Genomic DNA, 21,041 nt, shown 5'->3' on the forward strand with positions numbered 1-21,041 from the left:
TCTGTCATGCCCCTGACCAGCGCAGGGGCTGCCGCGGCACCGGTTCAGGCGGAGCCGAAGGCCCCGCACACCGTCACCTACGACCAGTACTCCGTGCGGGTCGACGGCAAACCCCTGTACATCTGGGGCGCCGAGTTCCACTACTTCCGGCTGCCCAGCCCGGATGCCTGGCGCGATGTCCTCCAGAAGATCAAGGCGGGCGGATTCAACGCGGTCTCGCTCTACTTCGACTGGGGCTACCACTCGGCCAAGCCGGGCAGTTACGACTTCACCGGCACCCGTGACGTGGAGCGGCTGCTCGACGAGGCCGAGCGCGCGGGCCTGTATGTGATCGCCCGCCCGGGCCCGTACATCAACGCGGAGGTCTCCGGCGGCGGCATGCCCGCCTGGCGCAAGACACAGGCCGGCGTGAACCGCACCTCCGAGCCGGAGTACCTGAAGGCGGCCCGGGAGTGGATGAGCCGGATCAACCCGATCATCGCGCGGCACCAACTCACGCGCGGCACAGGCAACGTGATCCTCTATCAGGTCGAGAACGAGTACCAGGGCGGTCGCGAGGACGCCGACTACATGCAGACCCTCATCGACTGGGCGAAGGAAGACGGCATCGACGTGCCGACCTTCGTCAACGACGGCGGCGCCAACCAGAACTGGGTCAGCGGCAAGGGCGCCCCGGACATCTACGGCTTCGACGCCTACCCGCAGGGCTTCGACTGCAAGGACCCCGACACCTGGAAGAACCTGCCCGACTACTCGTACGTCAACGAGTGGAAGCCCGAGTCCCCGCTGATCATCCCGGAGGCACAGGGCGGCGCCTTCGACCCCTGGGGCGGCACCGGATACCAGGACTGCGCGAAGCTCACCGGCACCGACTTCACCCGGGTGTTCAGCAAGATGAACATCGCCGCCGGGGTGAGCGGCCAGTCCTTCTACATGACGTACGGCGGCACCAACTGGGGCTGGCTCGCCGACCCCAACGCGGTCTACACGTCGTACGACTACGGGGCCCCGATCAACGAGTCCCGCCAACTGACGGACAAGTACCAGGAGTTCAAGCGCCTCGGATACATGGTCAACTCCGTCACCTCGCTGGCGCGGACCGACAAGGCCGAGGCGCCCGCTCCTTCCGATGAGGCCCTGCGCGTCGACCGGCGCGTCAACCCCGATGACGGCACCCAGTTCTTCACGGTCCGGCACGCCGACACCCGGGTGAAGGACAAGGACGAGACGACCCTGTCGCTGAAGGGTGCGGACGGCGACTACCCGCGCGTACCTCAGGAGGGCACGGTCACCGTCGACGGCCGCGACGCCAAGCTCCTCGTCGCGGGCTACGACTTGGCCGAGGACCAGCGACTCGTCTACTCCACCTCGGAGATCATGACGCACGCCCGGATCGGCGACCGGGACGTGGCGCTGCTGTACGGGCGCGACGGCGAGGCGGGCGAGACCGTACTGCGGTACGCCGAGCGGCCCGAGGTCACCGTCCTCGACGGCGATGTCACCACCACCTGGGACGCCGAACGCGGTGACCTGCGCCTGAACTACACGCACAAGGGCCTGGCCCGGGTGCTGGTGAACGGCATGGAACTGCTGATCGCCGACACCGCCGAGACCGCCCACTGGTGGCAGCAGGACACCGCCAAGGGCCCGGTCCTGGTACGCGGCCCGTCCCTCGTCCGTACGGCCGAACTGGCGGACGGCACCCTGAAGTTGACCGGCGACTCCACGAAAGCCGCCAAGATCGAGGTCATCGCGGACGCCAAGACGGTGACATGGAACGGCCGCAGGGTCGCCGTCACCCAGGCCCCGCGCCCGGTCGAGCTGCCCGCGCTGACGACGTGGAAGTACAAGGAGGAGGCACCGGAGTCCGCCCCGGGTTTCGACGACTCCTCCTGGACGACCGCCGACCGCCTCACCGCCAACAACCCGGAGCTCGCCGGGTCGCTGCCGGTCCTCGCGATGGACGAGTACGGCTACCACCACGGAAACGTCTGGTACCGCGGCCGGTTCAAGGCCACGGGACGGGCGACCGCGCTCGCGCTGAACGCCAACACCGGCCCGACCGGCCAGTACGCGGTCTGGCTCAACGGCCGCTACCTCGGCACTTCCGGCGACGGCGCGCACACCTTCGACATCCCGGCGGACACGTTGAAGGCCGGCGCAGACAGCACAGACAACGTCCTCTCCGTCCTCGTGGAGAACGCGGGCCACAACGAGGAATGGGGCCACGACTACTCCAAGGAGCCGCGCGGTCTGCTCGGCGCCGAGGTGGTCGGCGGGGCCTCCACCGTCACCTGGAAGATCCAGGGCAGCCGGGGCGGCGAGGACCCGGTCGACACCGCCCGGGGTCCGTACAACAACGGCGGGCTGTACGGGGAACGGGCCGGCTGGTCGCTGCCGGGGTATCCCGACGGCAGCTGGAAGAGCGCCCGCCTCTCGGAGCAGGCCGGGAAGACCGGCCCCGGCGTGCGCTGGTACCGCACGTCCGCCCGGCTCGACCTGCCGCAGGGCCAGGACAACGCGATCGCACTCGATCTCGCCGAAGCCGAAGGCGGCAGTACCGGCTACCGCGCCCAGATCTTCGTCAACGGCTGGCTCATCGGCCGCTACCTGCCGGACACGGGGCCGCAGACACGGTTCGTCATACCCAAGGGCATCCTGCGTGAGCAGGGCGGCAACACCATCGCGCTGGCCGTGTGGTCCACCGAGGCCGACGCCGGTCCCGGTTCCGCCAAGCTCGTCGACCTCGGCGCCACGGCGGGCGGGATCAAGGTCGGTACGGTGGCGGCGCCCTCGTACGACGCCGGGACCTACGCCATGCCGACGGCGGGCGCCCATGTCACCGTCGACGCGGAACCATTCCTGAGCACCGGTAGCGCCACCAAGGTCCCCGTCACACTCAGTGTGCCGAAGGACGCGCCGACCGCCCGGGACGTCGAGCTGGCGCTGAAGGTCCCCGACGGCTGGACCGCGACCACCGACGAACCCACCCGTTTCGCCCGGGTCCGGCCCGGCGACACCGTGACCGCGGCCTACACCGTGACTCCGCCCGGCGACCCGGTCCACTACGCCGTCCTGTCCGCGACGGCCAAGCTGACCCAGCCCGGCCGCCCAGGCACCGTCACCGGCGAACGGGCCGTGCAGGTGCCGCCGCCGGGACTGTCCGCCGACGCATATGTCAGCGACCTGACCCTGGTCAAGGCGGTCAACGGCTGGGGCCCGGTGGAGAAGGACGCCTCCAACGGGGAGTCCGCGGCGGGCGACGGGCGGACGCTCTCGGTCGGCGGCACCACCTACGACAAGGGCGTCGGCGTACACGCGAACAGCCAGATCCGGGTCTACCTCGGCGGCGGCTGCACCCGGTTCACCGCCACCGCCGGGGTGGACGACGAGGTCGGCGACGGCGGCAGCGTCTCCTTCCAGGTGATCGCCGACGGCCGCTCCCTCACCACAACCCCTGTGGTGCGCGGTTCCGAGGGCGGCACCGGCATCGACGTGGACCTGACCGGTGCCCGTTGGCTGGACCTGCTGGTCGACGGGGACGGCGATGTCTCCTCGGACCACGCCGACTGGGCCGACGCGAAGCTGACGTGCGGCGGTGGTGCCTGATGCCTACGGTGAGACGAACCGTCCGCAGCGGCTCGGCGGCGCTGATCCTGGCCGCCCCGCTGCTCGGTGCGACCCCCGCGACGGCCGGCCCACCCGGGCCGATCGCCGTCGCGACACCGGACTACGAACTGCGCGTCGCCACGGACCGGTTGGCCCTCACCACCGTACGGGCGGGCCGGACCGTGCTGGCCACGGCGCCCGGGGCGTTCCGGTTCCGGATCGGCGGCGACTGGCACCTGGTCCGGGAGGTCACCGGCAGCACCCGTGAGGGCAACACCCTGCGCGTCACCGCCGCCACCGACCTGCCGGGCGTCACCATCGCCCTGAAGATCACGCTGCGCTCGGACCGGTACGACGTCGACTGGTCCCTGTCCGGGGCCACCGCCGATGTACTCAGCACGGCGTACGACCTGAGCAGTGCCGGGCACTGGTACGGCCACGGCGAGAACAGCGACCAGACCGTCCAGCCGTGGCCGCTGGACTCCGGGCAACTGGTGGACACCGGGTTCAGTCCGGCGTCCTACCAGGTGGTTTCCCCCTTCTGGTACACCTCCGGCGCCACCGGGCTGCGGGTGAACACCGACGACCCGATGGACGTGCGGATCAACTCCGGTGGCAACGGCCTCGGCGAGTTCACCGTCACCGGGAACCGGCCCGCCGCCTCCACGGTCTTCGTCGAGGACACCCCCGCCGAGGTCTACCGCGACCACATCGCGCTGGTCGGCAAGCCCGAGCGCTCCGACACCTCCTACGAGCAGTACGCCACCCCGCTGTGGAACTCCTGGGCCCAGCTGTACGGCGAGCAGACCCAGGAGAACGTACTCGCCTGGGCCCGCGCGCTGGCCGGCGCCGGGCTCGGCGGGCACGCGCTTCAGGTCGAGGAGAGCGTCATCGCCGCCGACTTCGGCGAACGCTTCCCCGATCTCCCGGGCCTGTCCGAGGAACTGGGCCGCCTCGGCTTCGACCTCGGCATGTGGACGGGCCTGTACATGCCCGAGACCGCCGCCGACTTCTCCGAAGCCGTCGACAACGGATATCTGCTGAAGGACCCGTCCGACCCGACCAAACCGTGCCTGTTCACCTGGTGGAACGGCCGGCAGACCGGGCTGATCGACCTGGCGAACCCGGCCGCGCGGCAGTGGTACACCGACGATCTCAAGGCGCAGACAGGCGAGTCGGGGGTCGCCGGGTTCAAGTTCGACACCGCCTTCTTCGACGACCGGTGCGCCCCCTATCCGGGGGCCACCCGCGCCGACTACGTGAAGTACGGCACGGAGCTGGCCGACGAGTTCGACCAGCAGGGCGCGGGGTTGCGGGTCGCATGGAACGCCGCGCAGGACAAGGGCTTCGCCACCCGGACGGCCGACAAGCCGACCACGTTCTCGGGGCTGCGCGCGGCCGTCTCGGCCAACCTGGCGGTCTCGACGATCGGTTACCCGTTCGTCGAGACCGACATGATCGGCGGCTCGCTCGGTTACCCGCCGCCCACCAAGGAGGTCCTGGCCCGCTGGGCGCAGGCGGCGTCCCTGATGCCGCTGATGTACGCCTCGACCTCGCCCACCGGTGTACGGGACGCGACGACCGGCGAGTGGGTCGGCTACGACCGGGAGACGGTCGACCTCTACCGGGAGGCGATCGAGACCCACGAGAAGCTCGCCCCGTACATCTGGGACCAGGTGCAGAGCACGCTGAAGACCGGTGATCCGATCATGCGGCCGTTGTTCTTCGACTTCCCGAAGGACGAGGCGAGTTACACGGTCAGCGACGAGTGGATGCTCGGCCCGGCCGTGCTCGCCGCGCCCAAGCTCGACGAAGGCACCACCCGGGACGTCTTCCTGCCGTCCGGAACGTGGCGCGACGTCACCAACGGCCAGGTCGTCCGCGGTCCCGTGACGCTCAAGGGATACGCGGCCCCGCTCGGGGTGACCCCGGCGTTCGTGAACCTCAAGGCCAAGGGCGCCACCAAGGCGTACCAGGCGCTCGCGCACACCAGCGCGGAACGGTAGGGGCGGCACATGCATGGGATACGCGGCAGGCTGGCGGCTCTGCTCCTGGCAGTCTCGGCCGTCGTGGCGGGGACGGTGGCGCCTGCCCAGGCCGGTGGTCCGCAGGACGACCGGCGCGCCTGGACGGGGACCTGGGCGACGGCGGCCAGCGAGCACTTCGAGGTCTCCGGGATGTCCGAGGTGACGGTACGGATGCCGGTGCACACCAGCGTCGGCGGTTCGTCCGTACGCATCCGGCTGACCAACGCCTACGCCACCGACCCGGTGACGATCGGGCACGCGACCGTGGGCCTGCGCGACGGCGGTTCCGCCGTGGCGCGCCCGTACGACCTGCGGTTCGGCGGAAAGCGTGCGGTCACCATCCCGGCGGGTGGCCAGGCGGTCAGCGATCCGGTCGGCCTCGCCGTGCCGGCCCTGGCCGACCTGGTGGTCAGTCTCCATCTGCCCGGCCAGGTCACGCACATCACCGATCACTGGTGGGCGCAGCAGACCGTGTACTGGACGGACTACGGGGCGGGTGACCACGCGGGCGACACCGCCGGTGACGCCTTCACCTGGACCACCACCAGCTGGCCCTTCCTCAGCGGCGTCGATGTGACCGCGCCGAGGACCGGGTCGGTCGTGGCGCTCGGCGACTCGATCACCGACGGGTCCTTCTCGACGGCCGACACCAACCAGCGCTGGCCCGACCTGCTGTCCGCCCGCGTCAACGCCTGCCGGCCCGGCGCCGGGGTGCTCAACGCGGGCATCACCAGCAACCGGATCACCGCCGGTACCGCGACGAATCCCTCGGCCCTGGACCGTCTCGAACGGGACGTGCTCTCCCAGCCGGGGGCCAGGACCCTGATCCTCTTCGAGGGCATCAACGATCTCGGCGGGGCGAGTGCCGAGCAGATCATCGCCGGGATGACGGAGATCGCCGACCGGGCGCACCGGCGCGGGATGCGGGTCGTCGGCGCCACGATCACGCCGTACAAGGACTTCACCTGGGGCGGCTGGAGCGAGGAGACGGAGGCCCGGCGGCAGCAGGTCAACGCGTTCGTCCGGGATTCCGGCGGGGTCTTCGACGACTACGCCGACTTCGACAAGGCGGTACGGGACGCGGCGGACCCGCGGCGGCTCGGTGCGGCGTACGACTCCGGTGACCATCTGCACCCCAACGACGCCGGGATGAAGGCCTTCGCCGACTCCATCGACCTGACCGCGCTCGGCCTCGGCCGCGGCTGTTCCTGAGGAGAACCCGTGCTTGGACATGTTCGTGGACATCGACCTGGACACCTGCGTGGACGCCGAAGATGCGCAGCCCTGACCGCGACCGTGGTGGCCGTCCTGGCGGCCCTGCTCCCGGCGACTCCGGCCGAGGCCGAGGCCGAGCCGGGGGAGTGGACAGGGACTTGGGCGACCGCGCAGCACGCCTCGTACGACCCGGGCACCTCGGAGGTGACCGTCCGGATACCGGTGCGGGTGAGCGCCGGCGGGTCGAGCGTACGCATCCGCCTGACCAACGCCTTTACCACCGAGCCGGTGACGATCGGGCACGCGACCGTAGGCCGCGGTGACGGCGGCTCCGGCGTCGCGAAGCCGTACGAGCTGCGGTTCGGCGGCGAGGACGAGGTGACGATCGCCGCCGGAGAGCAGGCGGTGAGCGATGCCGTCCGGATTCCCGTGCCGGCCCGCAGCGACCTCGTCGTCAGCCTGTACTTCCCCGGCCGGCTCACCCACATCAGCCAGCACTGGATGGGTCTCCAGACCGTCTACTGGACGCCCGACGGCGGCGGCGACCACGCCTCGGACGCCGATGGGGCGGCCTTCACCAGGACCGATTCCACTTTCCCGTTCCTGACCGGAGTCGACGTACAGGGCGGTGACACGGCCGGCGCCGTGGTGGCGCTCGGCGACTCCATCACCGACGGCGCGTCCTCCACGGCGAACGCCAACCGGCGCTGGCCCGACTACCTGGCGGGGCGGCTGTCGGCCTGCTCGTCCACCGCCGGAGTGCTGAACGAGGGCATCAGCGGCAACCGGATCACGGCCGGTGTCGACGGCAACCCGTCGGCGCTGGACCGGCTGGAACGCGATGTGCTGTCGCAGCCGGGCGCCCGGACCGTGGTCCTCTTCGAGGGCGTCAACGACCTCAGCTGGGGCGGTGCCACCGGCGACCAGGTGATCGACGGCATGAAGGAGATCGCGCGCCGCGCTCACGAACGCGGACTGCGCGTGATCGGCGCGACGGTCGTCCCGTACCGCGGCTGGGGCGACTGGTGGACCGAGGCCAAGGAGGCCGACCGGCAGAAGGTCAACGCATTCGTACGCGACGGCGGCGTCTTCGACGACTACGCCGACTTCGACAAGGCCGTACGGGACCCGGACGACCCCACCCGCTACGCCGCCGCGTTCGACTCCGGTGACCATCTGCACCCCAACGACACCGGCATGAAGGCGTTCGCCGACGCCGTCGACCTCACCACCCTGGGGGCGGCCCGGGACTGCCCGTCGGCCCGCGTCCGGCTCACCCCGTACCGGCCGACCCTGCAAGCCGGCGGCGACGGCACGGAAATCACCTCGACCGTCACCAACACCGGCCCCGCGAAGGTCACCCAGGTCAGCACGCGCCTCGATCTCCCCGACGGCTGGTCCGCCGAACCCGCCGGCAGCACGCGGACACGCTCCCTCGCCCCGGGCGACAGCGCCACCGTCACCTGGACGGTGACCCCCGCCGCCGACGCGGCCTGGGGCACCCACGAGATCGGCGTACGCACCTCCTTCGTCCAGGACGGCCGCACCCGGCACGACTCCGACAGCGTGGACGCCACGGTGGCCCCCGCTCCGTCCGAGGTGCGGGCGCCGTATCTGACGACCGCCACCACCACCGAGAAGGCCCAATACGCCCAGAACGGCGACCAGTTCGCCATCTGGGCGGGCGGCCAGGACCTCTCCGGCTGGAAGGACGAGAAGGCGGCGGTCTACCTCGCCGACGCCGCGCCGCCGTCCGGCACTGTGACCGCCCGGGTCGTCGGTCAGACCGGCAGCGGCCCCTCCGCCAAGGCGGGCATCGCCGTCGCCAACGACCTCACCGCGCCGGAGGCGGGCGGCTACGCGGTGCTCACCATGTCCGCGCGGTTCGGCCTGGAGTTCCTGACCGACAGTGACGGCGACGGAAAGCTCGACACCTGGGCCGGCGGCGGCAGTTCGTACCACCCGGCCTGGCTGAAGCTCGTCCGCGACGGCTCCGCCTACACGGCGTACGCCAGTTCCGACGGCGCCGCCTGGCAGCAGGTCGGCACCGCCACCGTGCCGTCCGCGAGCGGCACCGGCGACGCCGGGCTGGTCGCGAGCGCCGTCAACCTCAACTACCCCGACCAGATCACGACAGCGCTCTTCGACTCCTTCTCCACGCACGAGTGAAAGGCACATTCATGGCAGTCGACCGCAGACACTTCATGACCACCGCGGCCGCCCTCGGCGGCGCGGTGCTGCTCGCCCCGCCCGGCACCGCCCAGGCGCTCGCACAGGGCGCTGTGTCCGGCACCCCGGGCATCCCCGACTACCAGCCCACCAAGGCATCCCTCGACACCCACCCGGTGCCGCGCTGGTACAAGGACGCCAAGTTCGGCATCTTCGTCCACTGGGGCATCTACTCGGTGATCGCCGGCGCGACGCCGAGAAGCGCCTCCGAGTGGTACCTCTGGTACCAGAGCACCAAGGACACCGCCGAGTGGAAGTACCACCGCGACACCTACGGCGAAGATGTCACCTACGACGACCTCATCCCGCAGTTCAAGGCCGAGAAGTACGACCCCGACGCCTGGGTGAAGCTGTTCGAGCAGGCGGGCGCCGAGTACTTCGCACTGACCAGCAAGCACCACGACGGATTCGCCCTCTACCCCAGCAAGGTGACGGACCGTCACTCCGTGGCGTACGGCCCGAAGCGCGACCTCGTCGGTGAGCTGATGACCGCGGCCCGCAAACGCGGCACCGTGCGCCCGGGCCTGTACTACTCGCTCGGCGAGTACTTCAACCCGGCGATCGGCCGGCCGATGCGCAACTTCTACACCGACAAGGAAATCCCCATGACCGGCTACAAGCCGGTCGAGGACTACATAGGCGACTACGAGCTCAAGCAGCTCTACGAGATCATCGACCGCTACGACCCGGAGCTGCTGTGGGCGGACGGACAGTGGTTCCGGCCCACCGGCGAACCGCCGTGGCGCAGCGAAGAACCCATGGCCCACTACTACAACCAGGCCAAGAACCGTAAGTACCCCAAGGGCGTGGTGATCAACGACCGGTTCGACACCCACTTCGACTTCGCGACGTACGAGCAGCGCACCAACCCCACGATGGATCCGCAGAAGTGGGAGTGCTGCATGACCATGGGCTACTCCTGGGGCTACAACAAGCACGAGCCGGACGAGGACTACAAGACCTCCGAGTTCCTGATCCAGCTGCTCGCCGACGTGGTCAGCAAGAACGGCAACCTGCTGCTCAACATCGGCCCCAGGCCGGACGGCACGATCCCCGAGATCATGCAGGAGCGGCTGCGGGACATAGGCGCCTGGCTGAAGGTCAACGGCCCGGCGATCTACGGGTCGACGCCCTGGGTGCGGGCGGAGGAGGAGGGCGGCTCGCTCGGCATCCGCTACACCGTCTCCCCGGGCAAGTTCAACATCATCGTGCTGGGCGCGCCCAGCGGCACCCTCTCGGTTCCTGGCGACATCCCCATCAGCGCCACCTCCCGGATCCGGCTGCTCGGCACGAGCGGCAGTCTGAGGTGGACCCGCGGTGACGGAAAGATCAACATCACCGTTCCGTCCTCCCTGCCCAGCGACATCGCCAACGTCTTCACCGTCGACTGGGCCCGGTGACCGGCATGGGAATCAGTAACGGTACGCAGTTCGACACCCTGGGGCCCACGCTCACCGTCACCACGGAACCCGCCGAGCCGGCCGGTGGTGACACGGTCACCGCCACCGCGGTCCTCACCAACGACTGCCCCTTCCCGCTCCGCAACGCCGTGCTCCACCTGATCGACCCCGGCGCCACCACGGCGGCGAAGACCATCCCGCTCGGCGACCTGCGGCGCGGCGCGAAGACGACCCGGCGCTGGGAGACGGCGATGCCGGCCGACGTGGCCGGGAACGTGGCGTTCACCGCGCACGTGGTCTTCGACGTCGACGGGCGCAGCAGCGACTGCGCGCGGTCCGCGAAGACGTTCACCGTGCCCTACGAGCCCAATGAGGTGCGGGACCCTTACCGGACGTTCGCCACCACCGACGACGCCGAGTTCGGCCAGTACGGCAGCCAATTGGTGATCTGGGCGGGCGGCCGCGACTTCTCCGGCGGCACCGACGAGAAGGGCGGCATCCTCCTTCCCGGCTCCGCCGCCGAGTCGAGCGTGGTGCAGGTCAAGACGGTCAGCCTCACCGGCAGCGACAACCCCACCGCCAAGTACGGCATCGCCGTCGCCAACGACCTCACCGCCCCGGAGAAGGGCGGCTACGCCGTACTCACCATGTCGAAGTCGTTCGGCCTGGAGTTCATGACCGACAGCGACGGAAACGGGCGGCTCGACACCTGGGCCGGCGGCGGCGGCTCCACCCACCCCGCCTGGCTGCGCCTGGTCCGCGACGGCACCACGTACACCGCGTACTCCAGCGTCAACAACGGCCTTTCCTGGACCGAGATCGCGAGCGTGAACGTCCCCTCGGCGAGCGGCGCCATGGACGCCGGCGTCGTCGCCAGCGCGGTCAACGTCAACTACCCCGGCACGACCGTCCAGGCGGTCTTCGACCACTTCACGGTGGAGGAAGCATGAGCCCCTACCGCTCCGAGGAGGACTTCCTCACCCCGCCCGTCTCGATCACCGTCGAGCCGTCCGTCCCTGAGCCCGGGCAGGCGCTGACACTGACGGCCGAGCTCACCAACACCGCGCGGATCGCGCTGCGCGGCACGGTGCTGTACCTCTCCGTGGACGGTTCCGGCCAGGCGCCTTTCGTCCTCGGCAAGGTGGCGCCCGGCAAGTCGGTGATCCGTACCTGGAAGACGCGGCTCTCCGACGACGCCGAGGGTGTGGTCCCGCTCATCGCGCACGCGCTCTTCGACGTGCACGAGGACGGGTCCGACTGCGCTCGCGCCACTTCGCGGCTGCGACTGCCGTACAGGTCGTTGGCCAGTGCCTTCGACAACGCCGGCATCTCCTCCGACGACGCCACCACCACCGCCGACATCGACGGCTCGCGTTCCAGCCTGTCCGCCGAGGCGCTGGCATCGGTCGGACTGACTCCCGGGGCCTCGGTCACCTACGGCGGGACGGCCTTCACCTGGCCGGACACCGAGCCCGGGGCCAAGGACAACGTGGTGTCCTCCGGGCAGACCGTACGGCTGGCCGGCTCCGGCTCGCGGCTGGCCTTCCTCGGCACCTGCACCTGGGGCGACGGCAAGGGTCCCGGGAAGGTCGTCTACGCGGACGGTACGGAGCAGGCCTTCTCCGTCGAGGTCCCCGACTGGTACTGGGCGAACCCCGCGGCCGCGGTGGTCCTGCCGTACCGCAACACCCCCTCGGGCCAGGACAGGAACCCGATCAGCCTCTACACCTTCGGCGTCGAGCTGGAGGACAAGGAACTGCACTCCGTCGTGCTGCCGAAGGTCAGCGACGGCCTGGCGAGCGGTGGCCCCGCGCTGCACATCTTCGCGATGACCGTCGCCTGACCGAGAAGTTTTGAGAGGACATCCATGACAGGCAATCAACACCTCAGCCGCAGACGCCTGCTGACCGGGGCGGCCGCGTTCGGCTCAGTGGTGCTGCTGACGCCGCCGCCAGGTGCCCACGCCGCACCAGCGGCCGCGGACGCGAAGCCGTTCAACACGACCCCCGCGTCGGTCGCGGTACGACGGCTGCTGCCCGACCACCACCGGCAGGTGACGCTGCGCGCGCCGGCCGCCGGCAGCGCCGACCGGTTCAAGGTCACCGGCCGGGCCGGGGCGATCACCGTGGAGGGCACCAGCCCGGCGGTGCTGCTCACCGGCCTCAACACCTATCTCGCGCGGGTGGCGAAGGCCGACATCTCCTGGAACGGCGACCAGCTGAACCTCCCCAGGCTGCTGCCCGCCCCCGACGGGGAGATCGCCGGATCGGCCAATGTGCCGCACCGGTTCGCCCTCAATGACACCAACGACGGCTACACCGGCCCCTACCGGGACTGGGACGCGTGGGAGCGCGAGCTGGACGTGCTCGCGCTGCACGGCATCAACAGGGTGCTGGTCTACACCGGCGGCGACGCCGTCTACTACGACACCTTCCGGCAGTTCGGCTACTCGGACACCGAGATGCGGGCGTGGATTCCGGCACCGGCCCATCAGCCGTGGTGGCTGCTGCAGAACATGTCGGGGTTCGGCGGTCCGGTGTCCCGGCAGCTCATCGAGCGCCGGGCCGACCTCGCGAGGAAGATCGCCGACCGGGTGCGGGACCTGGGCATGACCCCGGTCCTGCCCGGCTACTTCGGTACGGTGCCGGACGAGTTCGTCGCCAAGCACGGCGGGGACGCGGCCGTGGTCCCCCAGGGCGACTGGGGCGCCTTCAAGCGACCCGACTGGCTCGACCCGCGCACGACGGCCTTCGACGAGGTGTCCGCCGCCTTCTACCGGGCCCAGTCGGAGCGGTTCGGCGACAGCACGATGTACAAGATGGACCTGCTGCACGAGGGCGGCAACCCCGGTGACGTCCCGGTGGACGAGGCCGCGGCAGCCGTCGAAGGGGCGCTCCAGAAAGCCCACCCGGGCGCGATCTGGGCCATCCTGGGCTGGCAGTCCAACCCGTCCAAGGCGCTGCTCGACGGGGTCGACAAGTCCCGGATGCTGATCGTGGACGGCCTGTCCGACCGCTACACCACCGTCACGGACCGGGAGAGCGACTGGGGCGGCACCCCGTACGCCTTCGGCAGCATCTGGAACTTCGGCGGCCACACCCCGATGGGCGCCAACGCCCCGGACTGGGTGGAGCAGTACCCCAAGTGGCGTGACAAGGAAGGCAGCGCGCTCGCCGGGATCGCGGCGATGCCGGAGGCCGCCGACAACAACGCGCCCGCGCTCGCGCTCCTCACCGACCTGGCGTGGACACCCGGCACCATCGACCTCGACGACTGGTTCGCCGCGTACGCCGTGTCCCGGTACGGAGGCGAGGACCCGCACGCCGTCGCCGCCTGGAAGACGATCCGCGACACCGCGTTCAACATGACCCGCAAGGACGCGTGGAGCGAGGCGCCCGACGGCCTGTTCGGCGCCCGGCCGAGCCTGGGCGCCAACAAGGCCGCCGCCTGGGGCCCGGAGGCCGACCGCTACGACACCACGGTCTTCGACGCGGCCCTCACCGAACTGCTCCAGGTCGCGCCGCGGCTGCGCGACAGCTCCGCCTACGCCTACGACCTGGCCGACGTGACCCGTCAGGTGCTGTCCAACCGCAGCCGCGTGCTGCTGCCGCGCATCAAGGGGGCGTACGAGGCCGGTGACCGCGCCGGCTTCGACCGGCTCACCAAGACGTGGCTCAACTGGATGAAGCTGATGGACAAGGTGCTGGCCACCTCCCCGCAGCACCTCCTCGGACGGTGGCTGGCGGACGCTCGGGCATGGGGCGCCACCAGGGCCGAGAAGGACCAGCTGGAGTACGACGCCCGGTCGATCATCACCACCTGGGGTGGTCGGGAGAGCAGCGAAGAAGGGCTGCACGACTACGCGAACCGGGAATGGGCGGGTCTGGTCGGCGGCCTGTACCTCACGCGCTGGAAGACGTACTTCGCCGACCTGTCCGCCGCGCTCGCGGACGGCCGGGAGCCCACCGAGATCGACTGGTTCGCGCTGGAGGACCGCTGGGCCCACCAGCACGACAGCTACCCGGTGAAGACGTCGGGCGACATCCACAAGCTGGCCCGGCAGGTACGGGACATCCTCGTCGCCGATCCCGACCAGGTGACGCTGACCGCGTCCGCCGACCGGGGCGCGGTGGCGGAGGGCCGCCCCGTCACGGTCACCGTGGCGTTCACCAACCGCAACGGCTTCGGACCGGCGACGGACGTGACGCTGTCCCTCGACGCACCGGAGGGCATGACCGCCGAGCCGGCCGGGACGACCACCAAGGCGTCGGTCGCCCCGGGCGAGACCTTCTCGGCGACGTTCACGGTCACCCTCACCCAGGCCACCGGCGCGCTGATCTCCCGGGTCCCGGTGAGCGCGTCCTACCGGACCGGCGGCACGCGCGGCTCGGCGTTGGCGGGCGTCCGCCTGATGGCGGGCACCGGGGTGGGCGACCCCTACCGGAGCGCCTCCTTCAACGACGCGGTCTTCGGCCAGTCCGGGGACGCGATCGCCATCGAGGGTGCGGGCGCCGACCTGTGGGGCGGTACCAACGAGTTCGGCACGGTCTACCAGGCCGCCGCCTTCGGGGCATCCTCGACCGCCACGGTCCAGGTCACCTCGCAGGACACCACCGGAGGCTGGGCCCGCGCCGGGCTGATCGTCCGCAACGACCTCTCAGAGAACGGCAACGGCTCGGCCGGGTACGTCAATCTGGCGGTGACTCCGTCCAACGGCTGCGCGCTGTCCTGGGACTCCGACGGCAACGGCCGGTTCGACGCCATCGAACTGGCCGGTTCCCTGGCCGCCCCGGTGTATCTGCGGCTGACGCGCTCCGGCGGCACGTACACCGGCGAATGCAGCCGTGACGGCGTCTCCTGGACCAAGGTCGGCACCGCCACACCGGGCGGCGTCGCCGACACCCAGGACATCGGCGTCTTCATGACGGCCGCCAACGGCTGGACCGGCACCCGCGGGATCGCCGGCTTCGAGGACTTCTCCGTCGACTGAGCGGCCGAGCCGGGCCTGGCCGGGGCCGCATCACGCGTCTCCGGCCCGGCCGTCGCCGGATGTGCCGGGGCGCCGGCGCTCAGACGTGTCGCGGGATCCGCGAGAGGTGTGCGTCCGCCGGCCTCTGGGCTCCGAACCGCGGCCCGTCACCCCGTGACCCCGGCATGGGCCAGGCAGCGGGCCAGGTCCGAGCGTGAACGGACGCCCAGCTTGCGGTAGACGCGGGTGAGATGCGCCTCGATCGTCTTGCGGGACAGGAACAGCGACGCGGCGGCCTCCACGTTGCTGAGTCCCTCGCCGATGGCGCGCGCCACCTGGAGCTCCTGCGGCGTGAGCAGGGCCACCGGTGGCGGTTCGGTCCCGTGGATTGCGGTGCGGTGCCCGGTTGCCGCGACCTCCGCCTCGGCTCGGACCGTCCACGGAACCGCGCCAAGCGCGGTGAACGTCCGCTGTGCGAGCAGCAGCGGTTCCCGTGCCGCGGACGGCCGCCGGAACCGGCGCAGCACCTCTCCTCCGACGAGCCGCGTCCGAGCGCACTCGAAGGCCATCTCCTTGCCGGCATGGACGCGTTCCGCGACGGCGAGCCAGTCGGCGGCCTCCTCGGCGGACCGCGCGAGCATCACCCGGCAGCGGGCGTGCGCGGCCGCCGGCCACGCGAGACCGGTCGCCGTGTCGCGCTCCCGCAGCCAGTCCGCGACGGCGACGGCCCCCTCCCTCGCCCCCGTACGCAGACTGGCCTCGGCGAGGTCCGCCACCCACGGCATGAGGGAGGGATTGACCAGCCCCATCTCGTCCGCCAGGGCGAACGCCGCCTCCAGATGCGTACGCGCCGTTTCCGGATCACCGGCGGCGAATGCGCACGTACCGAGGGCACCGCGTGCGAACAGGGCCAGCCCGCGCAGCCGACCACCGCACCAGCGCTCGTACCGCGCCACGCGCTCCAGGCAGTCCGCGAAGTCGCCGCGCAGGGCATCCAGCCGCGCGAGCTGGACCAGCGCGTGACCCGTCATCGCCAGATGCCCGAACTCCTCCGCCCAGCGCAGCGCCTCGGTGGCGTCCGCGCGGGCCATCGGCCAGCGTGACCACATCTCCACCTCGCACCGCGCCAGCAGCGCGTACGGCAGGAGCGCCGGGGAGTTGTCGCGCCGCATCCCCTCGATCACCGTGTCCAGTACACGGCGGGCGGGGTCCCCGTCGCCGGTCCAGGACAGGCCCTGCGCGATCTCCATCGTCACCTGACGTTCCTCGGGGCCGGGTCGGCCGCGCGTCTCCTCCAGCAGCGCGAGCAGGGCGGTACGGCCTTCGCTCACGTCGCCGCCCAGAGTCTGTGCCCGGGCGCGCATGACGGCGGCGTGCCGACGCTGGGCGCCGCGCGTGCCCTCCGCCAACTCCTCGCAGCGGGCCGCGATGTCGCACGCGCCGCGCATCCGCCCGTCCATCGTCGCGGGCATCACCGCGGCCCCGTACAGCTGACAGGCGCGTGAGCGGTCCACCGACTCCACCGTGCGGGCGGCGCCGACCAGCAGCTGGTGCGCGCGGCGCGGATCTCCGAGCCAGGTGCAGGCCCGGCCGCGCAGCAACTCGATGTCCGCGGTGAGCAACGGGTCCCGGCTGTGCGACAGCGCCTGTTCGCACCACTCGGCGGCGTCGCGCGTCGTACCGCCGTAGAAGGCGTCGTGTGCGGCTTCGAACAGTCGGCGAGCCGCGTCCGCGGGGTCCGGCGACAGCTCGGCGGCACGGCGCCAGGCGGGCGCGGCAGCCGCCAACGCCCCGCGCTGCCGCGCCTGCCGGGCGTCGGACACCAGGCGAGCGGCGACCGACTCGTCCGGACCAGGGGCGGCCGCGGCCAGGTACCAGGTCTGCAGTTCCCCCGAGCTCAGAGCGGCCAGTCTCCGGTACACCTCCAGCCGCCGGACCGTGGCGCACTGTGCCAGCACCACCGGCCGCAGCACGGGATGCCGCAGCTCGCACGCGCCGTCCCGCATCCGCACCAGCCCGGCGGCCTCGGCCGCGTCCAGATCGGCGGTCGTGAGTCCGTCCGATGCCAACGCCCGTTGCAGCAGGGGCCATTGCGGGGTTCGACTGGCGGCGACATACACCAGCGCCTCTCGACTGCGCGGGGGCAGTATGCGCAGCTGTCCGCGCCACGCGCGCTCCACCAGCGGCCCGGGTGCCTCCCACGAGTCGTCCCACGGCTCGGCACCACACGCACGGTTCCGGGCGAGCGCCGCCGCGTACTCCACCAGGACCAAAGGGTTGCCGTGCGCCAGCCGTACGATCCGGCCCGCCGCCGGATCCGCCCGGTCGAGCGACTGCCGCCGTAACAGCGTCCAGCACTCGTCCTCCGTCAGCGGCCCCAGCGCGGCGTGCGGCACGCTCTCCTGGATCCCGTCCTCCACCTGCCCACTGCGCGCGGCCATGACCAGGGCCACTCGCTCCGTGGCCAGCCGCCGGGCCACGAACTGCAAGACCTGGCGAGACGAAGGATCGGCCCAGTGCAGGTCGTCGACGAGGACCAGCAGCGGCCGCGCCTCCCCGGCCGCGGCCAGCACGCCGAGCGCGCCCGCGCACACCGCGTACGGGTTCGGCTCGGCCACATCCGCGAGCGCCAGACAGCCCTCCACGGCTCGGCGCTGGGCCGACGGCAGCTCGCCGAAGTGGCGGCGGAGCGGCAGCAGCACGTCAGCGAGCACCGCGTACGGCAGTACGGCTTCCGACTCCACTCCGCAGGCCCACAGCACCTGGGCGCCTTCGTGGCGGGCTGCCGCGTGGCGCAGCATCATGCTCTTGCCGATTCCTGGTTCACCGCTCAGCAGCAGAGCGCCGCCCCGCTCGGGCAGGGCGTCCACCAGGCCGTTCACCAGGTCTCGTTCGGCTTGCCGGCCGACGAGGGCGACGGGACGAGGGAGGGACGTCGCCTCGTCGGGTAACGCAGGAACCACGCAGTACGGTCCGGGTGTCGCGGCGAGCACTGGTCCGTTCACATCCAACGGTCCGTGCGTCGAGGCGAGCGCCGGTCCGTTCACACCCAAGTCGCCGCCCGGTACGCGGACCGGGTCGCGTGCCGCTCCGCCCGTCGGCACGCCTGTCATCGCTGTTTCTTCCATGACGCCCCCGTACAACTGCCGCTCCCCTGCGGCCGTACCTCATGCCACCAGGGTGCGCCCGGGAGGGTGATCGGCGTGGGTGGTGTCGGGGAGTTTTACCGACAGACCGGGCAGGGGCCGACACGTCGGACAGTGAAGCCGCGACGCCGGACAGTGAAGCCGCGACGCGGTCGCACGGTCTCCCGTGGCACAGGGGAGGGGCCGGCAGGCCGGAGACGGCCGAGGTCACCGACCGTGGCAGAGCGCACTCCTGCCGTACGGGGGTCCGCATGACCGACGCCCCGCGGAGATCGGGTCACTCCGCGTCTCCGGGCAATGAGGCTACGGCGGCCTCCGTACGGCGCGGTCGCGCCGGTGAGCCCTGGCGCGTAGGCCCTGCCATGTGCATCCGGCGCCGGTCACACGGCGGATGGCGTAGGCGTTCTCGTGGAACGCGCTGCCGGAGAACGCGGGAGCGCGTGTTCGGGCGGAGGTAGGGAGTTCCCCGATGCCGTGGTGTGACCGTTCGGGAATGCTCGCCTGTTCCGAGACGGGAAAGGGGCACGGGATGGCTGAGCAGGGACAGTTCCCGCGGGTGATCACGAATCTCGCGCACGGCGGTCATGCGATTCTCGACAGTGCGGGCCAAGGCGAGGAGATGAGTCCGCTGAGCGCGGTGGTTCAGGAGCCCGCCACCACCGCGGCCCATACGGGTACCACTTCCTTCGACTACTTGTTCTCCCGCCTCGCGGACGAGTTCCCGGCACACCACCTGCCGGAGGACGACCACGAAAAGGTCGTCATAGCCCTGCTCGAACTGGGCAAGGCGATGGTGGAGGCCCAGGACGAGGTGCGCGACCCGCAGCTCAACTCACCGATTCCGCCGATCTACACGTACTGGGGCCAGTTCGTCGACCATGACCTGACGGCCGCGACCGACAACGACACGAAGATCAACATCACCGATGAGACCCTGCCGCCCATCGAACCGGGCGAGGTGATCGAGAAGCTTGAGAACCTGCGGATCCCGGCGCTGAACCTCGACTCGGTCTACGGCGACGGGCCGTTCGCGGCACCGGCGGCGGACAAGGACGCCGTTCCCTACGACGGGATCAAGTTCCGGCTGGGCCTGCTCTCGCCGCTCCCCGACGGCGGGGGCGTACTGATCCCCCCGGTCGACGACATGCAACGGGACCTGCCGCGGAAGGATGGCCGCAGCCCGCTCGTCGGCGACGCCCGCAACGACGAGAACCTCGTGGTTGCCCAACTGCACGTGGCGTTCCTGCGGTTCCACAACGCTGCGGTCGACTGGGTGCGGGACAACGAACCCGAGTGGGAGTCGGACGCCGAGATCTTCCTGCGGGCCAGGAACCTCACCCGGTGGACCTACCAGTGGCTGTGCGTGCACGACTATCTGCGCACGGTGGCACGTCCCGACGTCGTCGACCGTGTGGACACCGCGGAGGGAAACCTGCTCGACATGGACCGGCGCGGCACCTACATGCCCATCGAGTTCTCGGTGGCGGCCTTCCGCTTCGGCCACAGCATGGTGCGCGGTGCCTACGACTGGAACCGCAACTTCGGTCGCCCGGGCAACATTGTCATCGGAGCAGCCAGCCTGAACCTGCTCTTCCAGTTCACCGGCAAGGGCGGGTTCTCCGACTCGGAGCCGACGCTCCCGGCGAACTGGCCGGTGGAGTGGGACCGGATGGTCGACAGGAACAGCCAGTTCGCCAACCGCTTCGCGCGGCTCATCGACACCAGGCTCGTGCCACCGCTCGGTGATATGCGCAACGAGGGCAACCCCCCTCCGGAGATGTCGGAACGGATCAGCAAACTCCTCAAGCACCTCGCTCAGCGCAACCTCCTGCGCGGTTACCGGCTGGCCGTCCCCACCGGCCAGGCAGTGGCCGCGGAGCTCGGAGTCGCACCCCTCAGCCGCGCGGAGCTCGAGCAGGGCAGCAGCGCCGAGGTCAAGAACGTCCTTGAGACGGGCGGCCTGTTCGACAGGACCCCCCTGTGGTTCTACGTGCTGAAGGAGGCCGAGGTGAGGGAGCTCGGTCGTCGGCTCGGAGAGGTCGGCAGCCGCATGGTCGCCGAGACACTCATCGGCCAGATCCGCAAGGACCCCGGTTCGTACGTCAACCAGGCGAGCTGGAGCCCCGCGCGGGGCGTCCTGCTCCCGAGCGGCCGGCCGGTGCGCACGATCGCGGACTTCCTCCGATTCGCCGGCGTCCTCTGACGCGCCGGCACCCTTTGAGCCGTGCCCCCATGCCCCCGCCGACCTGCATCGGCGGGGGCGCACGTGTGCTCCGTGGAGATTTCCCCGAAGGCGGCCACTGACGAGGGCAGGCACTCACGAGCCAGGCGTGACGACCACATTGGGAATCAGCGATTGCGGATCCGTTGAACACAGGCCGTAGCCCACTGCGTACTCCTTAGGAACGTCAGGGCAAGGGTTTCAGCGAGGGATGGCCATGGGCGA

10 protein-coding genes are annotated in these 21,041 nt (G+C 70.8%); 9 read left to right on the forward strand and 1 reads right to left on the reverse strand.

What is annotated here, in order from left to right; all coding sequences use genetic code 11:
- Positions 1-6 precede the first annotated feature (6 nt).
- From ACTWQR_RS31520 to ACTWQR_RS31555, 8 genes are all read left to right on the forward strand, one after another.
- On the forward strand, positions 7-3,609 hold the full coding sequence (locus ACTWQR_RS31520; RefSeq protein ID WP_443230614.1) for a beta-galactosidase: 3,603 nt from the start codon (positions 7-9) through the stop codon (positions 3,607-3,609).
- The gene (locus ACTWQR_RS31525) at positions 3,609-5,615 is read left to right on the forward strand and encodes a glycoside hydrolase family 31 protein (RefSeq protein ID WP_443230615.1); all 2,007 of its coding nucleotides are present in this window, start codon (positions 3,609-3,611) and stop codon (positions 5,613-5,615) included. The genes ACTWQR_RS31520 and ACTWQR_RS31525 overlap by 1 nt, the downstream gene beginning before the upstream one ends.
- Positions 5,616-5,624: 9 nt before the next feature.
- Positions 5,625-6,848 carry an SGNH/GDSL hydrolase family protein gene (locus tag ACTWQR_RS31530; protein WP_443230616.1) on the forward strand — a complete coding sequence of 408 codons (1,224 nt, stop codon included), beginning with the start codon at positions 5,625-5,627 and terminating at the stop codon, positions 6,846-6,848.
- Positions 6,849-6,935: 87 nt separating this feature from the next.
- Positions 6,936-9,020: a GDSL-type esterase/lipase family protein gene (locus ACTWQR_RS31535; RefSeq protein WP_443230617.1), complete on the forward strand. Its 2,085-nt coding sequence runs from the start codon at positions 6,936-6,938 to the stop codon at positions 9,018-9,020.
- Between the two features lie 11 nt (positions 9,021-9,031).
- Complete coding sequence (locus tag ACTWQR_RS31540) at positions 9,032-10,480, forward strand: alpha-L-fucosidase (protein ID WP_443230618.1); 1,449 nt, start codon at positions 9,032-9,034, stop codon at positions 10,478-10,480.
- Positions 10,481-10,485: 5 nt separating this feature from the next.
- Positions 10,486-11,430, forward strand: a complete 945-nt coding sequence (locus ACTWQR_RS31545) for a hypothetical protein (protein ID WP_443230619.1) — start codon at positions 10,486-10,488, stop codon at positions 11,428-11,430.
- The gene (locus ACTWQR_RS31550) at positions 11,427-12,323 is read left to right on the forward strand and encodes a beta-glucosidase (protein ID WP_443230620.1); all 897 of its coding nucleotides are present in this window, start codon (positions 11,427-11,429) and stop codon (positions 12,321-12,323) included. The genes ACTWQR_RS31545 and ACTWQR_RS31550 overlap by 4 nt, the downstream gene beginning before the upstream one ends.
- A gap of 24 nt (positions 12,324-12,347) precedes the next feature.
- Complete coding sequence (locus ACTWQR_RS31555) at positions 12,348-15,470, forward strand: alpha-N-acetylglucosaminidase TIM-barrel domain-containing protein (protein ID WP_443230621.1); 3,123 nt, start codon at positions 12,348-12,350, stop codon at positions 15,468-15,470.
- A 146-nt stretch (positions 15,471-15,616) separates the two neighbouring features.
- On the opposite strand, the gene ACTWQR_RS31560 is transcribed toward ACTWQR_RS31555, so the two are convergent.
- Positions 15,617-18,577 (reverse strand): AAA family ATPase, encoded by a 2,961-nt coding sequence (locus ACTWQR_RS31560; RefSeq protein WP_443230622.1) that lies wholly within the window; start codon positions 18,575-18,577, stop codon positions 15,617-15,619.
- 547 nt (positions 18,578-19,124) lie between these two features.
- Between ACTWQR_RS31560 and ACTWQR_RS31565 the strand changes: the two genes are divergently transcribed.
- The gene (locus tag ACTWQR_RS31565) at positions 19,125-20,798 is read left to right on the forward strand and encodes a peroxidase family protein (protein ID WP_443230623.1); all 1,674 of its coding nucleotides are present in this window, start codon (positions 19,125-19,127) and stop codon (positions 20,796-20,798) included.
- The last annotated feature ends 243 nt before the right edge of the window (positions 20,799-21,041 follow it).

Origin of the sequence: Streptomyces sp. 2A115, assembly GCF_052245575.1 — a bacterium.
In the GTDB taxonomy this organism is placed as follows: domain Bacteria; phylum Actinomycetota; class Actinomycetes; order Streptomycetales; family Streptomycetaceae; genus Streptomyces.